Here is a 19,895-nt window from a genome sequence, read left to right as displayed (position 1 = left end):
GAACCTCCCAAAAACACGGTTCTTTTATTTCAAAAGTTTTACTTCATACAGGTCTTTTCTTCTGTCTTTCTTCACTTTGACCGTACCATATTCGTGAAGATCACGCAGTGCATACAGATCAACGTCTGCAATCAGCACCATTTCTGCATTGGGTGTAGCTTCTGCCTTTATAGCGTTGTTTGGAAATGCAAAATCAGAGGGCGTAAATACTGCCGACTGAGAATACTGAATGTCCATATTATTGACACGCGGCAGATTGCCCACCGAACCCGCAATGGCGACATAACACTCATTTTCTATTGCGCGCGCCTGTGCACAAGTTCGCACCCGAATATAACCATTCTGTGTATCAGTCATAAAAGGCACAAAAAGAATCTGCATCCCCTGATCAGCTAAAATGCGGCTCAACTCCGGAAACTCCACGTCATAACAAATTAGCAATCCTACCTTTCCGCAATCCGTGTCAAACACTTTTACCTCGCTTCCCCCCACCATACCATAATACTTAAATTCGTTTGGCGTAATATGGATTTTTTTGAACTGATCAAGTTTACCATTACGGTGGCAAAGGTAAGATACATTATAAAGCTTTTTATTTTCCACCAACGGCATGGACCCCGCTATAATATTCACGTTGTAAGATACAGCAAACTGCTGGATCCGGTCGATAATTTCGGCGGTATGCTGCGCGAGCCGCTCCATTGCCAGTCGCTCGGGAAGATCATTATAAGGGCTCATCAACGGTGTATTAAAAAACTCAGGGAACATAATAAAATCCGTCCCGTAATCGCTGACCGTGTCCACGAAAAATTCAATCTGATCATAGAAAGCGTCAATATTATCGAAAAGGCGCATCTGCCACTGCACAAGTCCCAGTCTAATCGTCTGCTTTGTGGTCGAAATGGATCGGGTATCTGCTTCATAATAGATATTATTCCATTCCAGAAGAGTGGCAAATTCCATGGACTCAGCATCCTCTGGCAGATAATGCTTCAAGATTTTTTTGACATGGAAATCATTGGAAAGCTGAAACGTCAGCGTAGGATCATAAATTTCCTTCCGCTTCACTTTTTCAATATATAACCTCGGGCTCATTTTGTCCGCATAATTATGATAATTGGGAATCCTGCCACCAGCAATAATACATTTCAGATTCATCTGCTCACAAAGTTCCTTGCGGGCGTCATACAACCGCCGCCCTAGCCTCAGTGCCCGATGATCCGGATGTACGAATACCTCAATACCGTAGAGTGTATCGCCATCATCGCTATGTTTACTGAACTTACCGTCGTCAATGATTTCATAGTAACTGTCATAAATATTATTTTTCTTGGAGTTAAGAATAATGGACAGCGCACACGCGACCACATGCCCATCGATCTCCACACAAAACTGTCCCTCAGGGAACAAGTCGATAAGATCCTGAATATTCTCTTTTGACCAAGTATCCCCGACACCATCGTAAGCTTTCTCCATTGATTTTTTCAGATCGACATAATCTTTCTTCGTCAAGTTGCGCACTTGAATATCCATATAAATCTCCTTTTGTATTTAGTTTTTCATAAAGTTAGCAAAAGCTGGGCCCAAGACCAAGCGTAGCTGTAGTTTCACAACCACATACAGAGACAAAAAAAGGCGCCGAATGTTTCATCGCCGCCTAAAATATCCGTATTTTTTTCTGTTGATTATGCTTGACCTTGAGGAGTTCCGAAAGGAAATGCTACCGTAGGATCACCACCTTGCTGTGGCTGCTCGGCAACACCTGCATCTAGTTTGATTGGACCGTTCAATGCTTCAAAACGGTTCACGTTGTCAACCAATGCACCCAAAAGACGTTTTGCGTGCTCTGGAGTCAAAACGATTCTTGATTTCACTTTTGCTTTTGGCACTCCTGGCATCACACGGATAAAGTCAACCACAAATTCAGTATTAGAGTGAGTGATAATCGCAAGATTTGAGTAGATTCCTTCCGCTACTTCTTCTGTCAGTTCAATGCTCAATTCGTTTTGATTTTGGTTATTTTCCATAATAATTCTAAATGATAAGTTAATATAATCCTATTTTTTATTTTGTAAAAGTTCTAAAGTCCTGTCCATCTTCGATATGCAGTAAAGTTTGATAAATCAGACGGATCACATTGTCAACATCCTCTTTATGCACCATTTCTACCGTTGTATGCATATATCGTAGAGGTAGCGAAATCAACGCCGAAGGCACCCCCCCGTTGCTGTATGCAAAGGCATCCGTGTCTGTACCCGTATACCGCGAACAGGCCTGACGCTGGAAAGGAATATTATTTTGCTCAGCCACCTGGACCAGCAATTTGTTTAAATTAACCTGTACCGCTGGCGCATACGACAATACAGGCCCCTTTCCGGAAGATAAATCTCCCTGTGTGATTTTATTAATCATCGGTGTCTGCGTATCGTGCGTTACATCCGTCACAATAGCCACATTAGGTTTGATACGGTCGGCAATCATCTCAGCTCCCCGCAATCCGATCTCTTCCTGCACCGAATTTACGATATATAATCCAAACGGCAATTTCTTTTTATTTTCTTTCAGCAGGCGGGCTACCTCCGCGATCATAAAACCGCCAGCGCGGTTGTCCAGTGCCCGACCGACATAATAACGATCATTCAGAATAGAGAATGTGTCCTCGTAAGTAATGACACAGCCCACATGAACCCCGAGTGCCTCCACTTCTTCCTTTGAGCTGCAGCCACAGTCCAAAAATATATTTTTCAAAGAAGGGTTTTCTTCTTTCTCGCCAGCACGTGTGTGAATGGCAGGCCAGCCAAACACAGCCTTCACAATACCCCTATCAGTATGGATGTTGACACGCTTGGACGGTGCAATCTGATGATCTGAGCCTCCGTTACGCACCACGTAAATCAAACCGTCTTTGGTAATGTAGTTCACAAACCAAGAAATCTCATCCGCATGCGCCTCAATGACCACTTTATAAGCAGCTTTCGGATTGATTATACCGACAGCAGTGCCATAATTGTCTACAAACGTCTCGTCGACATATGGCTTTAGATAATCCAGCCACACACGCTGTCCATCCCACTCAAATCCTGTGGGCGAAGCATTGTTTATATATTTTTCGAAAAATAAAAGCGAATCTTTTGTTACGACAGCAGCCGTTTTGGGTTCTTTTTTCTTATTCTTTTCAGCCATCTTTCCTTTCTGTTTACTTTCGTCAAAATATGAAAATTTCGATGAAATGCAAAAGTAAAAATGTTTTTTAGAATATTATCCCGACAATTCAATTTGATTTTATTGAAAAATAAGATTAAACCTTATCTTTACCCTGATAATTTTAAATAGACTTATATCATATGAATTTTATACCAAGTGCCATACACTGGAATATTGATCCCGAGATGTTCAACTTCGGGGCATTCGCCCTGCGTTATTATGCCTTATGCTGGCTCCTGGCGTTCTTTATTTCCTATGTAATTATGCTGCGCATTTTCAAAAAAGAAGGACGTACGCAGGAACAGCTGGACCAGCTTTCTATCTATATCTTCCTGGGCACTTTAATCGGCGCCCGCCTTGGACATTGCCTGTTTTATGATTTTGATTATTATAAAGACCATATCTTAGAGATCTTCCTTCCCTTTAAATGGGATAAAACAGGTTTCCACGTGACCGGATTTGCGGGACTCGCATCCCACGGTGGCGCCATCGGTATCCTTGTGGCCCTTTATCTATTCTGCCGTAAGACCAAAACAGATTTTTTATGGCTGGCAGACCGACTGGTAGTCGTAGTCCCGATTGCGGGCGCTTTAATACGTATTGGGAACTTTTTCAATTCCGAAATGGTAGGCACTCCTTCAGATCTTCCCTGGGCAATCGTTTTCGAACGCCATGACAACATTCCACGACATCCCGGACAGCTTTATGAGGCTGTCGCCTATATCATTATATTTCTTATCATCACCTCATTGTTTAAGTCAAACGCCAACCGTAAAAAAGGCTGGCTGTTCGGAGTATTCATGGTCTTGTTGTTTGGTGCACGCATGGTGCTTGAGCACTTTAAAATCGATCAGGAACCTTGGGAGCAAAGCATGTTTTTAAATATGGGTCAGCTCTTGAGTGTACCCTTTATTTTGGTGGGTCTCTATTTTATCTTTCGCAAATCAAAAGCTTAAAAATTAAAGGTGGATTGATTTGCTGATCGCTTCAGTAATGGATGTGCAATCCCCCGACATTCGGCCGAGACTCCGTCATAGTGAATCCGAAGTGAGTCCATGATGAGTCCGTGGTGAGTCCGAGTCAATCACGTATTCAATATACACTGAGCTACCTCTAATAGCGGTCATATCTCCACGAAGAGGCGAAGTATACGACATCCAAAATACTACAACATATACCTTAAATCTTACAAAGCGATGTGGGATTAATTTGTGATTTTTGGACTTAGATTTGTAACTTGTAATAAAAAACAGATGAAACTTGCTATAAAGAACATGGTCTGCAATAGATGCATTATGGTTGTTGAAAATGAGCTTACCAAAATGGGCCTCCATATTAAACATATATCTTTAGGACAAGTTGAAATTGAAGAAACACTTAATAAGGATCAAACCGATCAGCTGGCAGGCAGCTTTTCTGCCCTAGGCTTTGAACTCATTGATGACAGACGTATGGTACTGATCGAGCAGGTAAAACACCTTGTTCTGGATCTAGTAAGAAAACAGCATAATAATACCAACATGAACTTGTCGGAGATCATCAGCAAACAGGTCTACCATGATTACAATTATATTTCGAATTTATTTTCAGAAGTGGAAGGCTTAACAATTGAAAAGTATTTTATTGGCCAAAAAATAGAGTATGTAAAAGAGTTGCTCGTATACGATGAGCTCACACTGAGTGAAATTGCTTATCAGCTCAACTACTCGAGTGTTGCGTACCTGAGCAATCAGTTTAAAAAAGTGACCGGCCTGACGCCAAGCCATTTTAAACATATAAAGGAAAATAAACGCAAACCACTGGACAAAATCAACGGCCCAGGATAACTAAGCTGCTCGCTCGGACAGCCATCCGGAATTCTGAAAGATATTCGAGCGGGCAAACGTCAAAAAACAGAAAAGGCTTCCGGGAGGAAGCCTTTCTCTTTAAAATTGCCCTTTCAAATTAGCAACCCTTATCTTAAATATCTCCAGTTCCTTTTGCTGCTGTTTGATAAAAGAATTCTCTTCCAGCTTTCCAACGACGATATCGCGTTCCTCGTCATTGGCATATACCATATTTTTGAACGGATTTTTATAATCCTTAGCCCGCGATTTATAAATCTGCTCGCCTATCCAAATACGATGTTCCAAAGCCTGATTCAACAAATGTACGATTTTATCTTCAGATAATTCAAGACCTTCAAGAGTCAATATCTCAACCAAAGACAGGAGTGCATGTCTGCGTTTATCAGACGGATATTCTTTACTTTTTTCGTGGTACAATTCATGGATATCATCCCATGTACTCATCTTTTCGGATCTGATATCTTCAAGCAGCTGCTGCAGCGCGCCGCTTTCGATAAGCTGACCACCGATGTTTTCCCACTCTGTACGCTTGCCGTCCGCAAGATCCTTTAGAATAGCACTAAGCGAATGACCCTCTTCCAGCGCATCCATCAGGTGCAATGTGCCATAGTACTTGATAAAAGAACAGTAGAGCTGGTACGCTTCCCCCACTTTTTGAATGACAGTAGGCCGCCGGGAGTTCTCAGCATCGGTCCAAATAATCGTTTTATCTTTTAGATCAGCCGGTTTAGCGAGCAGTTTACGCCCTGCTTCAATCCGTTCAGCCCGGGTGCCCTGTACTCCCGGGTTCAGGGTATCGGCCACGGCAAGAGCTAAGATATCGAGTCCGGCAAACATTTCATTGACGGTATCTGGAGCCAGCATATCATATTCGAAATACTGATTTTTGAAATGCCTGTTGTCACGCGCCTCATATTTATTCGCATTACGTACCAAGGCGTACATATTGTACATAAACCAATAACCGGGGATCAACACCAGCCTATCATGCTGCACATCGTTGCTAACTAATGTAAACGGCAACTGAATATCAAGTTCGTATAGAAAATCCCCTTTTACAATAAGACAATACGATGCAAATCGCGAATTATGCTTAAGACTGACACAGAGCCCGGGCCAAAAGCCCCTACCTGCTATAATCTCCCCATCTGCGGCCCTTGAATTGTGATTGGATCCCACTGTTGCGCCAGCAGCCATATTGCTTTGCCCCATGACCAGCGCAGCGCACAAAAATGAGTTATTGTGATGCTGCTCATGCGCAGGAAAAATCAGTGAATTTAAAACCTCACAGCACGAGATGGTCGAATTGTCACCCAGATAAGAATTAATCAAACGGGCGCCGTACTTGAGCTGCGAATAGGAAGCCAGGATAAAACGCACCGCTTTGACCCCATAAAAAATACGGCAGCCGTAACCGATGATACCGTTGACCAGCTCACATCCTTCTCCGATCTGTGTATAGGATTCCTGCGAAGAGTTGACCGTAACATTTTTTAATTTATTGACCCCTTTGATATATGCATCAGTTCCGATCTTAACGTTTTTGATGGTAAATGTGTTCTTGATCACGCAGCGGTCGCCGATCTGACTGTAATAACCACGCTGGGTACCAAATTTCTGATCGGTCAGTTTCTCAAATCGTTTCTGCAGTATAACATCATGCCGATTGCGGGTCCATAAATAAACATCAGCTGCCTGCATCCCGTCAAATGGGTAAACAGACCGAGCTCCGTTTTCATTGCAAAGCTCCAGCTGTATCCGTTTTTCGGGTTCTTCACCGTCACGCAAAATTCCGTTTCCAAACTTGGCAGTACTACCAGTTTCCATCTCCTTGATCTGGCTTAGTAATACTTCATTACCGATAATGAAGTAAGACAGGTAACCTACATGGTGAACAGCGACGTCATCACCGAAGTCCGAACTAATAATGGTCGAGTGATACAGCCCTATAGGAAGCTGTAAGTTACGGTATTCCAAATAACTTGGACTGAGGTTGCCAATACGCACCAGGCCGTAAAATTTACAGTTCTGAATTTGATTGGGGTTAAAAATTGCTGACACTTTAATTTTAGACCAGTCGCTCGCCCAATTGCCATTGGCTACAAGCTGCTCGATTTCTGTTGCAGTGAGATCTCTGTAATCACTGCGCGGATTTTGCTGAAAACGCAACGTATACTCGTCCTGCCCCTCACGAAGAAACTCACTTGGGATAAACCCATATCCCAGTTGTTCCAAAGGTCTCTTTTTTAATACACTCATGCGCCTCCTACTCTACGGTTACTGATTTAGCGAGATTTCGTGGTTTGTCTACGTCTAGTCCCAACTCAACCCCGATATAGTAAGAAAGCAATTGCAATGGCACTACCGAGATTAATGGAGCAATGATCTCATCGGCCTCAGGGATCTCCATGAAATCGTCCGATAAATTTTCAGAAACAGCATCACCTTTCGTCACAACAGAAATAATCTTTCCTTTCCGTGCCTTAATCTCCTGTATATTGGAAACGATCTTTTCATGGTAGGCATCCTTGGTGGCGACAAACACCACCGGCAGGTTTTCATCTACCAAAGCAATTGGACCATGTTTCATTTCAGCCGCGGGATAACCTTCGGCATGAATATAGGAGATTTCTTTTAATTTAAGCGCTCCTTCCAACGCAACAGGGAAATTGTACCCTCTACCGAGAAATAAAAAGTCACGAGCGTTTTTGTATTTTTTTGCTATTTGCTGAATTTTATCGATCTGCGTATCCAATATCCACTCTACCTTTTGTGGCACATCATGCAGTTCCTGAGACAATTCCTTGAAACGGTTTTCATCAATCGTGCCTTTTAACGCTGCAATCTTTAATGCGATTAAATTCAGAACGGTCAGCTGCGCCGTAAATGCTTTGGTGCTGGCCACTCCTATTTCTGGTCCAGCATGGGTATAAGCGCCAGCATCAGACAACCTTGCAATCGAAGATCCGACCACATTGACAACACCAAGAATAATGGCCCCCTGTTTTTTCGCATTTTCCAGAGCAACCAATGTATCAGCAGTCTCACCACTCTGTGAGATGGCCAAAATGACATCTCCCGGATGAATCACAGGATTCCGGTAGCGGAACTCCGAAGCATACTCCACTTCAACATTGATACGACATAATTCTTCAATAATGTATTCAGCAATAAGTCCGGCATGCCAGCTCGTGCCGCAAGCAACAATGACAATACGGTTGGTACTGCTTATCTCTTGTGCATACTTCTCTATGCCACTCAAAATAATCTGATTGGACTGCAAATCCAGACGGCCGCGCATGGAATCATATATTGTATGAGGCTGTTCGAAAATTTCCTTGAGCATAAAGTGATCGTAACCACCCTTTTCGATTGCAGACAGTTCCATGTCCAACTTCTGGATATAAGGTGTAATCCGCTCATTTCCCAGATTTTTGAGAATTAACTCATCCGGTGTAATAATCGCAAGTTCGTAGTCATTAATATAAACAACCTCCTTGGTATAAGCCAGCATCGGCGAAGCGTCAGAACCGAGAAAATGCTCATTTTTACCTATTCCGATCACCAATGGACTCCCCTTTCTCGCTGCAATGATACGGTCCGGGTAGCCCGCTTCAAGAACAAGAATAACATATGCACCTACTACTCTTTTAAGAGCTATGCGGATGGCCTCCTCCAATGTACAGTTGTTCTGTAACTGGATTTCCTCAATAAAATTCACCAGAACTTCGGTATCGGTATCGCTCTTAAAATGATAACCTTTGTTGATGAGCTCAGCCTTTAACGACGCGTAGTTCTCGATAATGCCATTATGGATCATCGCAATGCGGCCGCTGTTAGAATAATGTGGGTGAGCGTTTCGGTCCGATGGCTCTCCATGTGTAGCCCATCGGGTATGGCCTATACCGGTCGTGGACTGGAGATCCTGACCATATACGAATTCCTCTAAATTCGCTACTTTTCCTGTTTTCTTGTAAACATCAATCTGTTCACCTTTGTGCAGAGCAACTCCGGCACTATCGTAACCGCGGTATTCTAATTTCTTTAATCCATCAATGACGATACCATACGCCTGACGGTAACCTGTGTATCCTACAATTCCACACATGCTTGTCTCAATTTTAAAGTATATATTTTGTTAATGCGGGCGCAATCTAATAAAAAAAAATCACGCAATCGATTGTTTAACCCAAAATTAACATAAAAAAATTGGGGGAACAGCTGAGCTGTTCCCCCAATTTTTTTATGCAGGTATGCTTTGTCTAATGTTCGGCGACATCAACGTGGTCGTAATCTTCCACCATCAGCGCTTCATAATCAGTCTTTTCCTTCTTACCGAAACGGCGTTGCAAACTATCAAAAATAGAATACACCACAGGCACTACAACCAATGTCAGGAACAGGGATGAGAGCAGACCACCAATGATCACAATGGCCAGTCCTCTGTTCATATCCGCACCGTCCCCTGTCGCAATTGCGATCGGAATCATACCGAATACCATGGCAATCGTCGTCATCAGAATCGGACGTAGACGTGCGTGGTTTGCGGCGACGAGCGCATCGTGCGTATTGTCACCTGCTTCCTTCCGATGGTTGGCAAAATCCACTAGCATGATAGCGTTTTTGGCCACTAGACCGATCAACATGATAATACCTAATATCGTGAAGATGTTAAGTGTCTGATTGCCCAGCGCAAGGAATAACAATGCTCCAATAAAGGACAACGGGATGGAAAACAATACGACAAAAGGTGTGATAAAACTATCGTATAATGCAACCATCACCAGGTAAACAAGGATGATGGACGCCAACAGGGCGATACCCAGCGTACCGAAACCTTCGGTTTGGTTTTCCATATTACCACCCCAGATAAACACGATTCCCGGTTTGCGAGGAAGCTTTTCAAACTGTGCCTGCCATTCCTGCGCGACCGTTCCCATCGGTCTACCAATCACCTGCCCCTGTATAGATACCGCCGGAGACTTGTCACGCCGTTCTAATAAGGTCGGCCCTGAACCGTACGTTATTGCCGCAAACTGCTCAAGAGAAATCGATGCCCCCTGATTATTAATAAATTTCAGATCGCGCACATTATCAATATTGGCACGCCCGTTTTCGCTATATCGAATATTAATGTCATATTCATTGTCACCGGCCCGGAACTTATTATCTGTATTTCCGGAAAAGGCCGTCTGCATGGTCATCCCGACTGTTGAGACATTGAGCCCAAGGGAAGTCATTTTATCCCGGTCGATCTTCACATTGATCTCAGGGTTGCCGGATTCAGAAGTCAGCTTCACACCTGCGGCTCCAGGAATCTTGCGGAGCTGATCTGCCGCTTTCTCTGCAAACTCCTGTGCATCTTCTACCGATGCTCCGATAATAGTCAATTTAAGAGGCGCTTGCTCCGCACCCATAATACCGACATTGACAGTTTTGATTTTAGCTCCTATCAGTTTATTTTCAAGCTCACGCTTTAAAGTTGCGGAGTAGACCTGCGAATTGCCTTCAAAGTTTTCCTTATCCATGATGACATGAATTTCGGATTTGTACCGCGATCCCGTGGTCGAAGCCATACCATCCGAGGACTGACCTACTGTAGTGATGATTTCTTTAACTTCGGGCTTGGACTTGATATATGCTTCTGCTTTCTGCGTCAGCAAGTTCGTCTTTTCCAACGAAGCATCTTTTTCCAGTTCAAGCTGGATAAAGAACTCTTTACGGTCTATCCCCGGGAAGAAATCCGAACCGATATAGCCTTTGGCAATCAGCATAAAGGACGCCACAAGCAAGCCTACCGCTATACCCAGAGTCGCCAGCTTGGTCATACGGGTTTTTAGTGCCCAGACCAACAGGCCACCCACCCAGTGGGTAAAACTGGTTAGACCACTTTCAAAACCATGGATAATGCGGCCAAAGAGCGAAGATTTGCTTAAGTGCTCCAGTTTTCCAAAACGCGAGTACAACCAAGGAACCACTGTAAAAGATACCAATAGAGATAGCATCGTGGAAATAATCACCGTGACGCAGAACTGGGCAAGGATGTTTGCAACAAGCCCTGTGGACATCGCTATCGGCAAAAATACAACGACGATAACCAGAGTGATGGCCGTTACGGTAAACCCAATTTCCGATGCGCCGTCATAAGCGGCCCGCACTTTATTTTTGCCCATCTCCATATGGCGGTGGATGTTTTCGATCACAACGATCGCATCATCCACTAAAATACCGACCACGAGTGATAGCCCCAATAAGGACATCAGATTTAAAGTATACCCCATCAGCAACAAGCCGATAAACGTTGCGATTAATGATAATGGGATCGCCACCATCGTGATCGCCGCATTACGCAGACTCTGCAAGAAAAACAGCATAATGAAACCAACCAATGCAATAGCGATCATTAAGTCGTGGATTACATTATCCGCAGCATTCAACGTAAAGTCCGTCGAATCATTCGCGACCAAGATCTTGATATTATTGTTGGTATAGTCCTTTTCTACTTGCGTGATCGTTTTCTTGACTGCTTCCGACACTGCCACTGCATTTGCATCAGATTGTTTGAAAACCTGTAACAGGATGGTGTTCTGACGGTCTAAACGCGCTACCTTTTCAATCTCCTTGATACCATCCTGAACGTCTGCAATATCGCGCAGATAGATCTGCACACCTGCAGGTGTCATGATCGGCAGGTTACGTAATTCCTCAATAGAAGTCACCTTACCTGCAAGGCGGATGGTTGTTCTATTGTCGCGTGTACTGACATTTCCCGTTGGAAAGTCCAGGTTGGAGGCTGCAACAGTCTGTTGCACCTGCGCAATGGAGAGACCGTAGCCCTCAATTTTCTTGGGATCAACAGAAATCTGGATCTCCCGTTCCTCACCACCCACCATATCCACTTTGGCAACACCATTGATACGCGCAAATACAGGCTGAATTTTGTTGTCCAATAGGTCATACAGCTCTTTTTCCGACAAGTTTGACGTTACTGCCAAACTCATGATGGCCACATCATCCAAAGAGAATTTGGACAGCGAAGGCGTTTCTACGTCATCCGGAAGATCGTTGATGACCGCATTGATCTTTCGCTGGGCGTCGGTAAGCAAGAAATTGACATCCGCACCGTTATTGAGGGTAATCATAACGATGGACACTCCCTCTAGCGATGTGGACTCAACCTTTTTGATACTTTCAAGAGAGGAGATGGCGTCCTCAATTTTTTTGGTAACAGAACTCTCAACCTCCGCCGGAGACGCCCCCGGATAGACCGTCTGCACCGTGATTACGTTGATCTCAAACTTAGGGACCAACTCGTACCCCAGCTGGGTATAAGAAAACAACCCACCTAATGTAAGTATTATAAATAATACGATGATTATACTGGGACGTTTTATCGATATTTCGGTAATTTTCATTAGAATTATTCGTTTTTAATGGCAATGAAACCACAAATTCATTGATACGATGATATAGCTGGCATTACTTGATAATCTCAACAGGGCTCTGATCAAACAAATTGATCTGACCAGAAATAATCACCTGGTCGCCGTCTTGCAGTCCGCCTAAGATCTCAATATAATCTCCAAAGTTTCTTCCGGATTTCACATTCGTTTCTACAGCCTTTCCATTTTTGAGCACAAATATCTTGTTGTCGCTAACACTACCCACAAATGCCGTACGAGGCACAATCAAGGTATTGCTGGCAACTCCTTCACCGAATATTGCCGTTCCATACATCCCCGCCCGCAACTGATTGGAGGAATTATTCACTTCAATTTCAACGGGAAAATTCAGACTACCATCAGATTTCGGTGCAATAAATGTAATCTTACCGGTAAATCGCTGATCAGGATAAACGCTGGCTGTGACATCAACAGACTGACCAACTTTAAGTGTTGCCACATTTTTCTCATCGACATTTACACGTAACTTAAGCGTGCCAACATTGACGATATCAAAAGCAGCCGCGCCGACATTTAAATAGGTACCGGGCTCAATTTTACGCGCATTTACAACGCCCGAAACTGAGGTCTTTATGGTCACGTCGCCCGCGTTCAACTTGGATGCCCTTAAGTTGTTTTTTGCATTCTCATACTGTAATTTGACCTGGTCCAGCTGCTGTTTGGTAACGCCACCTGTTGAATAGGCGCTTTCAAAGCGCTGTAAATCCGCCTGCGCATTGGTAAAAGCAGCCTGTGCGTTTGCAACATTCACATTTAACTTGTCTCCCTCAATGATCGCCAGTGTCTGACCCGCGCTCACATGTGACCCCTCATCAACTAATACCTTCACAACTCTACCCGCCGTCTCAGCAGAAACTGTCACCTCCTGTTTGGGTGCAAAAGTCCCATTTGCAGTGTAACGCAAATCCATCGAACTTAATTTTGCCGTATCGATCCGTACCGCAATTGCTGCGTTGGTTTTAGCCACTTCTGCTGTCTCGGCTTCATTTTTCTTTTTATTCTTATTTAACACAAAAAATATTCCTGCCAAGCCGGCAGCAATAATAAGTAGGGTAATAATTCCGCGTTTCATATTGTATTAGTCAATTATTCGTTAATTAGAGATTTAAGATTTCCGTTTGCTTTGATCAGCTGCACTTCCGCAATTTTATAATCGAGCAAAGAGGTATTCAGGTTGTTTTGCGCATCCGCATAAGCTTTTTCGGCATCCAACAGATCAGTCAACGTTGCCAAACCATTTTTATAATTGTTATTGGTGTCTTCCAATACGGATTTAGCAAGCTCCACATTTTTGCGATTTGACTCGATAGTCAATAAGCTATTTTTGATCTGAACCCTCGAATTTTCAGCCGCGAGGTTAAGTGCCAATTTAGTATCGGCAATATCAACCTGTAATTTGTCGATATCAATCTGAGCCTGACGAACCTTCGACCTGGTCTGGAAGCCATTGAAAATTGGAACTGTTAAATTCAGACCGATGCCCGAGAAACTAGACCAGTTGACGCCTTCTGCTTTTGAGAACAATGGAAAAACCGGACCCAGCCCTTGACGTCCATAGTTCGCAGTGAATGAAAGCGTTGGATAATATTTGGAAATTTCAGCTTTCTTATTTAGTTCTAATAGCTCGTTCTGCTTACTTAGCACCTGTATTTCTGTCCGGTTATTAACATCTATAGGATCATATACTGCATTAAGTGCTACAGTCTCGAAAGTCGAACTAGGCATAACAAATTGCTCGGACATTGGCATCCCAATCACAAATTTGAGCGCATTCTCCTTTAGTTCAACCGCATTAATCAGCTGTTGCCGAGATGCTTTTAGATTAGTAACGGCAACATTCGTACGATCCAAATCGATCTTCTTGGCCAGGCCATTGTTGTACAATCCCTCTATAACATCCCTCGTTTTGGTAGTGCTTTCAAGATTATTTTCAACCGTCTTAAGCTGCAGCTTGGATTGATAAACATCGTAATAACTATTTGCAACTTTTTCGATCAGCTGTTCATCAGTCAGGGCCTTATTAATAATATAAAATTCCCTGGTGGTCTTTGCCGCTTTTAGTCCGGTGAAAACTGTTTGATTAAACAGTTGCTGATTGAGACTAATGGAATTGGTCGATTGCCATTTCTGACCAAACGCAGCCATAACGGTTGTACCCGGCTGACCGATGAGTTCTCCGGGAAGCGCTACTTTTTGGATCAACGGATTATACGTTATTCCACCATTGAAATTTACCTGTGGCAACGCACCTGATTTGACCTCAGCAATCTTATGTTCCGCGTTGGCTACATCGAGGCTTGCTTTCTTAGCGTCCGCCTTGTTTTGCAACGCAAACTTGATCGCATCACTTAAGCTTAACTGCTGCTGTGCATGGCTCTGGAAAACCATCGTACCCAATAACAGGCTGGCTAGTATTCTGATTGTTTTCATTCCTAAATTATTTATCCTAATTTTATATCTACTTTTTATTTATACCATTAAAAAACAGCTTTGTAGCCAACTTTTGTTTCTGTAATACTTCATCAAAACGATCTTGATTGGGAATCCCCGAAATGATATCCGAAATATTGCACATCAAGGAAAGGCTTTTCATCAGCTCTACATAAATCTCTGCTGTCTCATACAGATGTTCGTCATTGAGTTCCCCCTTTTCTACTCCAGCCTGAAAAATTTCGTAAAGTGCCTTCACATCTCTATTATGCAGACACTGAAAGAAATCCTGCATCGACAGACCTTTGATCCATTCAAGATTCTCATTCATATGCAACATATAGTATTTGCGCACAAATGCATCCCTCAATTCCAATATCTTCATGATCAACTCATAGGTCGACCCCTCATGTACACTCACCATCTGCTCTTCCTCCTGACGGTATTCATCGGTTAAGCGAATCAGAACATCCCGTATCAGCGCATTCTTCTCTGAGTAATAATAATACAAGTTGGCTTTCGTAATTTTTATGTCCTCCGCAATCTCATTCATGGTTGTCTTACTAAAACCGTAGTGCATAAAGCGTCGTATCGCGGCCTCAATGATCTGATCTTTTCTATCTTCCATTCTACAAAAAACTCCTTTCTACTTTCTGACTTTTATCAGAAATTGTTCAAAAATATAAAAAGTAGTCTCCAGTGCAAAATATATTTTGAAATCCCTATTAATTTGATGTTTAGCTGACAACAAAAAAGGCAAACTTCAAAAGCTTGCCTTTATTCTATTAAACTTGGATTCTGCTAAAACGCTACATTGTTCTGAAAATGTTTTAAGAACTTCCGCTTATCCAGTTTGTAAAGCCTTGCCGCACGGTAGGCAACTCCTGTTTGCACCTCGTCCAATTCTTTTAAGAACCCGTAGTTTTGCATTTTCTTCCTAAAATTACGTTTGTCCAAAGTTTTGTTTAAGATACTCTCATAAACTAGTTGCAATTGCGTGAGTGTAAATTTCTCGGGAAGCAATTCAAAAGCAATTGGTTTATAAGCCAGGCGACGCTGCAATCTTTCCAGACATAGATCCAAAATCTGCTTGTGGTCAAAGGCTAGCTCAGGCACATTGCGCACAGGAAACCATTTGGCCTGTTTCATATAGTTTGTAACGGGCTTGGTTTTCAGCTTCGTATTGTCCAGTTGGATCAAGGCATAGTATGCAACGGTCAGAATACGACCCTTCGGATGTCTTTTCAATCCAGCAAAAGAATGCAGCTGGTCCATAAACACATCCTTCAGACCTGTATTTTCATACAAAATTCGCTTCACAGCATCTTCCATCTCTTCATCATTGTCAACGAAAAAGCCTGGCAATGCCCACCAATCCTTAAAAGGATATTCATTTCTTTCTGTAAGTAGAACTTTGAGTTCTCCTTCATGAAAGCCTAATATGACGCAGTCTACTGTAAAATTACTATACAAAACTTCTAAATTTATTTATGTGCACTATTTGAGCTAAATTTATCGGCTACTAATCATCGGGTTACCTGTAACAATTATACGCTTCCTAAACGTGATGCGCAAAAAAATAATGAAAAATTTATTCACAGTGTAGAATATACACTATAAAAATCCTATATTCGTAAAACCTAAAATATAGAGTGTGATAAAAGAAATAAAAAAAATAGGCGTATTGACATCTGGCGGTGACGCACCCGGCATGAATGCCTGCATTCGTGCAGTTGTCCGCACTGCTCTTCACAAAGGGCTTCAGGTAACCGGTATTTATCATGGTTATCAAGGTCTTATCGATGCAAACTTTAAGGAAATGGACACCCGTTCTGTTAGCAATATTATTCAACGGGGAGGCACAATATTAAAAACCGCACGCTGTCTGGAGTTTAAGACAGTTGAAGGACGCAAACAGGCGTATGACAATTTAAAGACTGCCGGAATTGATGCTTTAATCGTTATCGGAGGGGATGGAACATTTACTGGGGCCAACTTCTTTTCCAAAGAGTTTGAGGTACCTATTGTAGGTATCCCCGGTACGATTGACAACGACTTATATGGATCGGATTATACGATTGGCTACGACACGGCCAATAATACGGTGATTGAAGCCATCGACAAAATCAGAGATACTGCGGCATCCCACGAGCGCCTTTTCTTTGTAGAAGTCATGGGAAGAGATTCGGGCTGCATTGCACTGAACGCCGGAATTGCGGGGGGGGCTGAGGCCATTCTACTTCCGGAGAAAGAAACAGCCATCGATGATCTGATTCATCACCTTGAAGATGGGGCCATCAAAAAGAAATCTTCATCAATTGTAATTGTTGCTGAAGGTGATCAGAATGGCGGGGCCTATTATGTCGCAAAAAAAGTAAAAGAAAAATTTAATCATTACGACACGAAAGTTAGTATATTAGGGCATCTGCAACGTGGTGGAGCGCCAACAAGCTTTGACCGCGTGCTAGCTAGTCGATTGGGCTTTGCTGCAGTCAATGAAATTCTGGCAGGCAATACTCGGGTTACTGTTGGCCTCCGTGGCAATGAAATCAAGACTACTCCAATCGAAGAAGCAATCAGCAATAAGGAAATTAAGCTTAGCCCTGATCTGTTGGAAATGGCTGAGATTTTATAATACACAATTAAAGCAGTTATGATAGCAGTAGTATATAGTGGTTCTCGATTTTCGGACTGGCGACTGGCCGACAAAGGCAGGATAACCACTGGATTCCGGATGAACGGCATCAACCCCTACCTTCAGGATGAGCGGTCCATACTACAGCATTTAAATAGAAATACCAATTTGATCAACAATGCCGAAAAAATAAAACGGATTTATTTTTTCGGAGCTGGTTCCTCATCAAAGGAACGGAAAGATAAGGTCAAAAATGTTTTCGAGCGTTTTTTTGTCAATGCCAAAGTTAAGGTAGAGCATGATGTGATTGCTTCGGCAATTTCAACTTTTGGTGATGAAAAAGGCATTATCGGTATTATCGGCAGCGGTTCAAACGCGGCTTATTACACCGGAAAAAAAATAATCGAAAATAACTATGGCTTGGGGTATATCCTTGCCGACGAAGGGGCAACCAACTGGAATAGTCAGCAGCTGCTAAAACATTATATGACGGATACGCTTCCGTTGGATCTGAAAGAAAAATTAGAGAAGGAATTTACACTCGACAAAAAGATGGTACTGGAAAAGGTATACATCGCTCCGCAGCCTACTAATTTTTTGAATTCATTTACGGATTTTGTCCTTGCGAATAAAGATCATCTTTTTATCAATCAGCTGATAAAAAATGGATTGCGCACATTTATGAAAACGTATATCAAACCTTTAATGAAAGAGTATCCGGACAGTGATGTAAACTTTACAGGTTCTGTAGCGTTTAACTATGAGCACATACTGCGGGAGGTTGCCACAGAGGAGTTTAATATCGGTATTGGCACTGTAGTAAAAGAGCCGATACACAATTTAATTAAATATTATATCAATAAAAATTAAGAATATGAAAATTGGAATTAACGGATTTGGCCGCATTGGTCGTTTAGCATTCAGAGCTGCTATCAATCGCCCAGAAATTGAAATTGTTGGTATCAATGACTTAGTTGAGCCTGATTATATGGCATATATGTTGAAATACGATTCAACACATGGCAAATTTGATGGTACTGTAGAGGTAAAAGATGGTCACCTGGTTGTCAACGGCAAGACTATCCGTGTTACTGCCGAGAAAGATCCCGCTAACTTGAAATGGAATGAAGTGGGCGCTGAGGTTATCATTGAGTCTACAGGTTTCTTCTTAACACAAGAATTAGCACAAAAACACATCGATGCCGGTGCAAAAAAAGTGGTTATGTCGGCACCTGCAAAAGATGATACACCGACATTTGTTATGGGTGTAAACCACAAAGAACTGAAAGCTGATCAACATATCGTTTCAAATGCGTCTTGTACAACAAACTGTTTAGCTCCTATTGCCAAAGTCTTGAACGACAAGTTTGGTATCGTTGAAGGCTTAATGACGACAGTACATGCGGTAACAGCTACCCAAAAAACGGTGGATGGACCTTCAGTAAAAGACTGGAGAGGTGGCCGTGGTGCTTATCAGAACATCATCCCTTCTTCTACCGGTGCAGCGAAAGCCGTAGGCTTGGTTCTTCCTGAGCTCAAAGGTAAATTAACAGGTATGTCTTTACGTGTTCCTACTGCAGACGTTTCTGTTGTTGACTTGACTGTTCGCTTAAATAAAGGTGCTTCTTACGAAGAAATCAAAGCTGCGATGAAGGAAGCTTCTGAAGGGGAATTGAAAGGCATTCTAGGATATACTGAAGACGAAGTCGTGTCGACGGACTTCTTAGGTGATTCCCGTACATCGATCTTCGACGCTAAAGCTGGAATTTCGTTGAATGACAACTTCGTCAAAGTAGTATCTTGGTACGACAACGAGTGGGGTTATTCAAACAAAATCGTTGATTTGGTACTTGAAGTCGGTAAATTATCTTAATAATTATCACGAAGACTATTTCCAAGGGCTATTCGACGTGAATAGCCCTTTATTTTTTCCTATTAGGAATCAATCAATTGCCGATTAAACACAAAAAAAAGACTGTGTGCTTTTCATAATTCGGTTCAAAGCGTCTATATTTGCAGCATCAATAAGGCAAAGGGCTAACATTGAGGTGCCATAGCTCAGTTGGTAGAGCAAAGGACTGAAAATCCTTGTGTCGCTGGTTCGAATCCAGCTGGCACCACCTAGATAAGCAGAACGCGAAGTTCCTGCTCATTGAAAACATAAAGAATTCCAATGCGAAAATAGCTCAGTTGGTAGAGCACAACCTTGCCAAGGTTGGGGTCGCGAGTTCGAATCTCGTTTTTCGCTCACCTGCCTAGGTGGTGGAACTGGTAGACACGCAGGACTTAAAATCCTGTTCGCCCTAAAGCGAGTGC

The 19,895-nt window shown here is 42.7% G+C and carries 15 protein-coding genes and 2 tRNA genes; 7 read left to right on the top strand and 10 right to left on the bottom strand.

Annotated elements, in window-relative coordinates; genetic code table 11:
* Positions 1 to 24 precede the first annotated feature (24 nt).
* The 3 genes from K7A41_RS10625 to K7A41_RS10615 form a co-directional block, all read right to left on the bottom strand.
* A complete protein-coding gene (locus K7A41_RS10625; RefSeq protein WP_028068283.1) occupies positions 25 to 1,533 on the bottom strand; it encodes a carbon-nitrogen hydrolase family protein in 1,509 nt (502 codons plus the stop codon).
* A gap of 152 nt (positions 1,534 to 1,685) precedes the next feature.
* Positions 1,686 to 2,027 carry a DUF3467 domain-containing protein gene (locus K7A41_RS10620; protein ID WP_028068284.1) on the bottom strand — a complete coding sequence of 114 codons (342 nt, stop codon included), beginning with the start codon at positions 2,025 to 2,027 and terminating at the stop codon, positions 1,686 to 1,688.
* Between the two features lie 37 nt (positions 2,028 to 2,064).
* Positions 2,065 to 3,183 carry a M42 family metallopeptidase gene (locus K7A41_RS10615; protein ID WP_028068285.1) on the bottom strand — a complete coding sequence of 373 codons (1,119 nt, stop codon included), beginning with the start codon at positions 3,181 to 3,183 and terminating at the stop codon, positions 2,065 to 2,067.
* A 161-nt stretch (positions 3,184 to 3,344) separates the two neighbouring features.
* Between K7A41_RS10615 and lgt the strand changes: the two genes are divergently transcribed.
* Complete coding sequence (gene lgt / locus K7A41_RS10610; RefSeq protein ID WP_265713691.1) at positions 3,345 to 4,160, top strand: prolipoprotein diacylglyceryl transferase; 816 nt, start codon at positions 3,345 to 3,347, stop codon at positions 4,158 to 4,160.
* A gap of 297 nt (positions 4,161 to 4,457) precedes the next feature.
* Positions 4,458 to 5,030 (top strand): helix-turn-helix domain-containing protein, encoded by a 573-nt coding sequence (locus K7A41_RS10605; RefSeq protein WP_028068287.1) that lies wholly within the window; start codon positions 4,458 to 4,460, stop codon positions 5,028 to 5,030.
* Positions 5,031 to 5,129: 99 nt separating this feature from the next.
* Here K7A41_RS10605 and K7A41_RS10600 read toward each other — a convergent pair whose 3' ends face one another.
* From K7A41_RS10600 to K7A41_RS10570, 7 genes are all read right to left on the bottom strand, one after another.
* Positions 5,130 to 7,310: a DUF4954 family protein gene (locus tag K7A41_RS10600; protein WP_265713690.1), complete on the bottom strand. Its 2,181-nt coding sequence runs from the start codon at positions 7,308 to 7,310 to the stop codon at positions 5,130 to 5,132.
* A 7-nt stretch (positions 7,311 to 7,317) separates the two neighbouring features.
* Entirely contained in the window at positions 7,318 to 9,159 is a 1,842-nt protein-coding gene (gene glmS, locus K7A41_RS10595) for a glutamine--fructose-6-phosphate transaminase (isomerizing) (protein ID WP_028068289.1), read from the bottom strand.
* Between the two features lie 154 nt (positions 9,160 to 9,313).
* Positions 9,314 to 12,466 (bottom strand): efflux RND transporter permease subunit, encoded by a 3,153-nt coding sequence (locus K7A41_RS10590; protein ID WP_265713689.1) that lies wholly within the window; start codon positions 12,464 to 12,466, stop codon positions 9,314 to 9,316.
* Between the two features lie 64 nt (positions 12,467 to 12,530).
* Positions 12,531 to 13,586 (bottom strand): efflux RND transporter periplasmic adaptor subunit, encoded by a 1,056-nt coding sequence (locus K7A41_RS10585; RefSeq protein ID WP_028068291.1) that lies wholly within the window; start codon positions 13,584 to 13,586, stop codon positions 12,531 to 12,533.
* A 14-nt stretch (positions 13,587 to 13,600) separates the two neighbouring features.
* Entirely contained in the window at positions 13,601 to 14,944 is a 1,344-nt protein-coding gene (locus tag K7A41_RS10580; protein ID WP_028068292.1) for a TolC family protein, read from the bottom strand.
* 28 nt (positions 14,945 to 14,972) lie between these two features.
* Positions 14,973 to 15,572, bottom strand: coding sequence for a TetR/AcrR family transcriptional regulator (locus K7A41_RS10575; RefSeq protein WP_028068293.1), 600 nt, complete (start codon positions 15,570 to 15,572; stop codon positions 14,973 to 14,975).
* Between the two features lie 173 nt (positions 15,573 to 15,745).
* Positions 15,746 to 16,417: an NUDIX hydrolase gene (locus K7A41_RS10570; RefSeq protein ID WP_081817764.1), complete on the bottom strand. Its 672-nt coding sequence runs from the start codon at positions 16,415 to 16,417 to the stop codon at positions 15,746 to 15,748.
* 184 nt (positions 16,418 to 16,601) lie between these two features.
* On the opposite strand from K7A41_RS10570, the gene pfkA reads away from it, so the two are divergent.
* The 5 genes from pfkA to K7A41_RS10545 all read left to right on the top strand — a co-directional run bounded on the left by pfkA (position 16,602) and on the right by K7A41_RS10545 (position 19,827).
* On the top strand, positions 16,602 to 17,579 hold the full coding sequence (gene pfkA / locus K7A41_RS10565) for a 6-phosphofructokinase (protein ID WP_028068295.1): 978 nt from the start codon (positions 16,602 to 16,604) through the stop codon (positions 17,577 to 17,579).
* A gap of 18 nt (positions 17,580 to 17,597) precedes the next feature.
* On the top strand, positions 17,598 to 18,449 hold the full coding sequence (locus tag K7A41_RS10560; protein ID WP_028068296.1) for a hypothetical protein: 852 nt from the start codon (positions 17,598 to 17,600) through the stop codon (positions 18,447 to 18,449).
* A gap of 4 nt (positions 18,450 to 18,453) precedes the next feature.
* Entirely contained in the window at positions 18,454 to 19,452 is a 999-nt protein-coding gene (gene gap, locus K7A41_RS10555; RefSeq protein WP_028068297.1) for a type I glyceraldehyde-3-phosphate dehydrogenase, read from the top strand.
* A gap of 174 nt (positions 19,453 to 19,626) precedes the next feature.
* A tRNA-Phe gene (locus tag K7A41_RS10550) sits at positions 19,627 to 19,699 on the top strand.
* A gap of 55 nt (positions 19,700 to 19,754) precedes the next feature.
* A tRNA-Gly gene (locus K7A41_RS10545) sits at positions 19,755 to 19,827 on the top strand.
* Positions 19,828 to 19,895 lie beyond the last annotated feature (68 nt).

Origin of the sequence: Sphingobacterium sp. InxBP1 (assembly GCF_026191775.1) — a bacterium.
In the GTDB taxonomy this organism is placed as follows: domain Bacteria; phylum Bacteroidota; class Bacteroidia; order Sphingobacteriales; family Sphingobacteriaceae; genus Sphingobacterium; species Sphingobacterium thalpophilum.
This window is presented reverse-complemented; position numbering and strand designations above follow the sequence as displayed.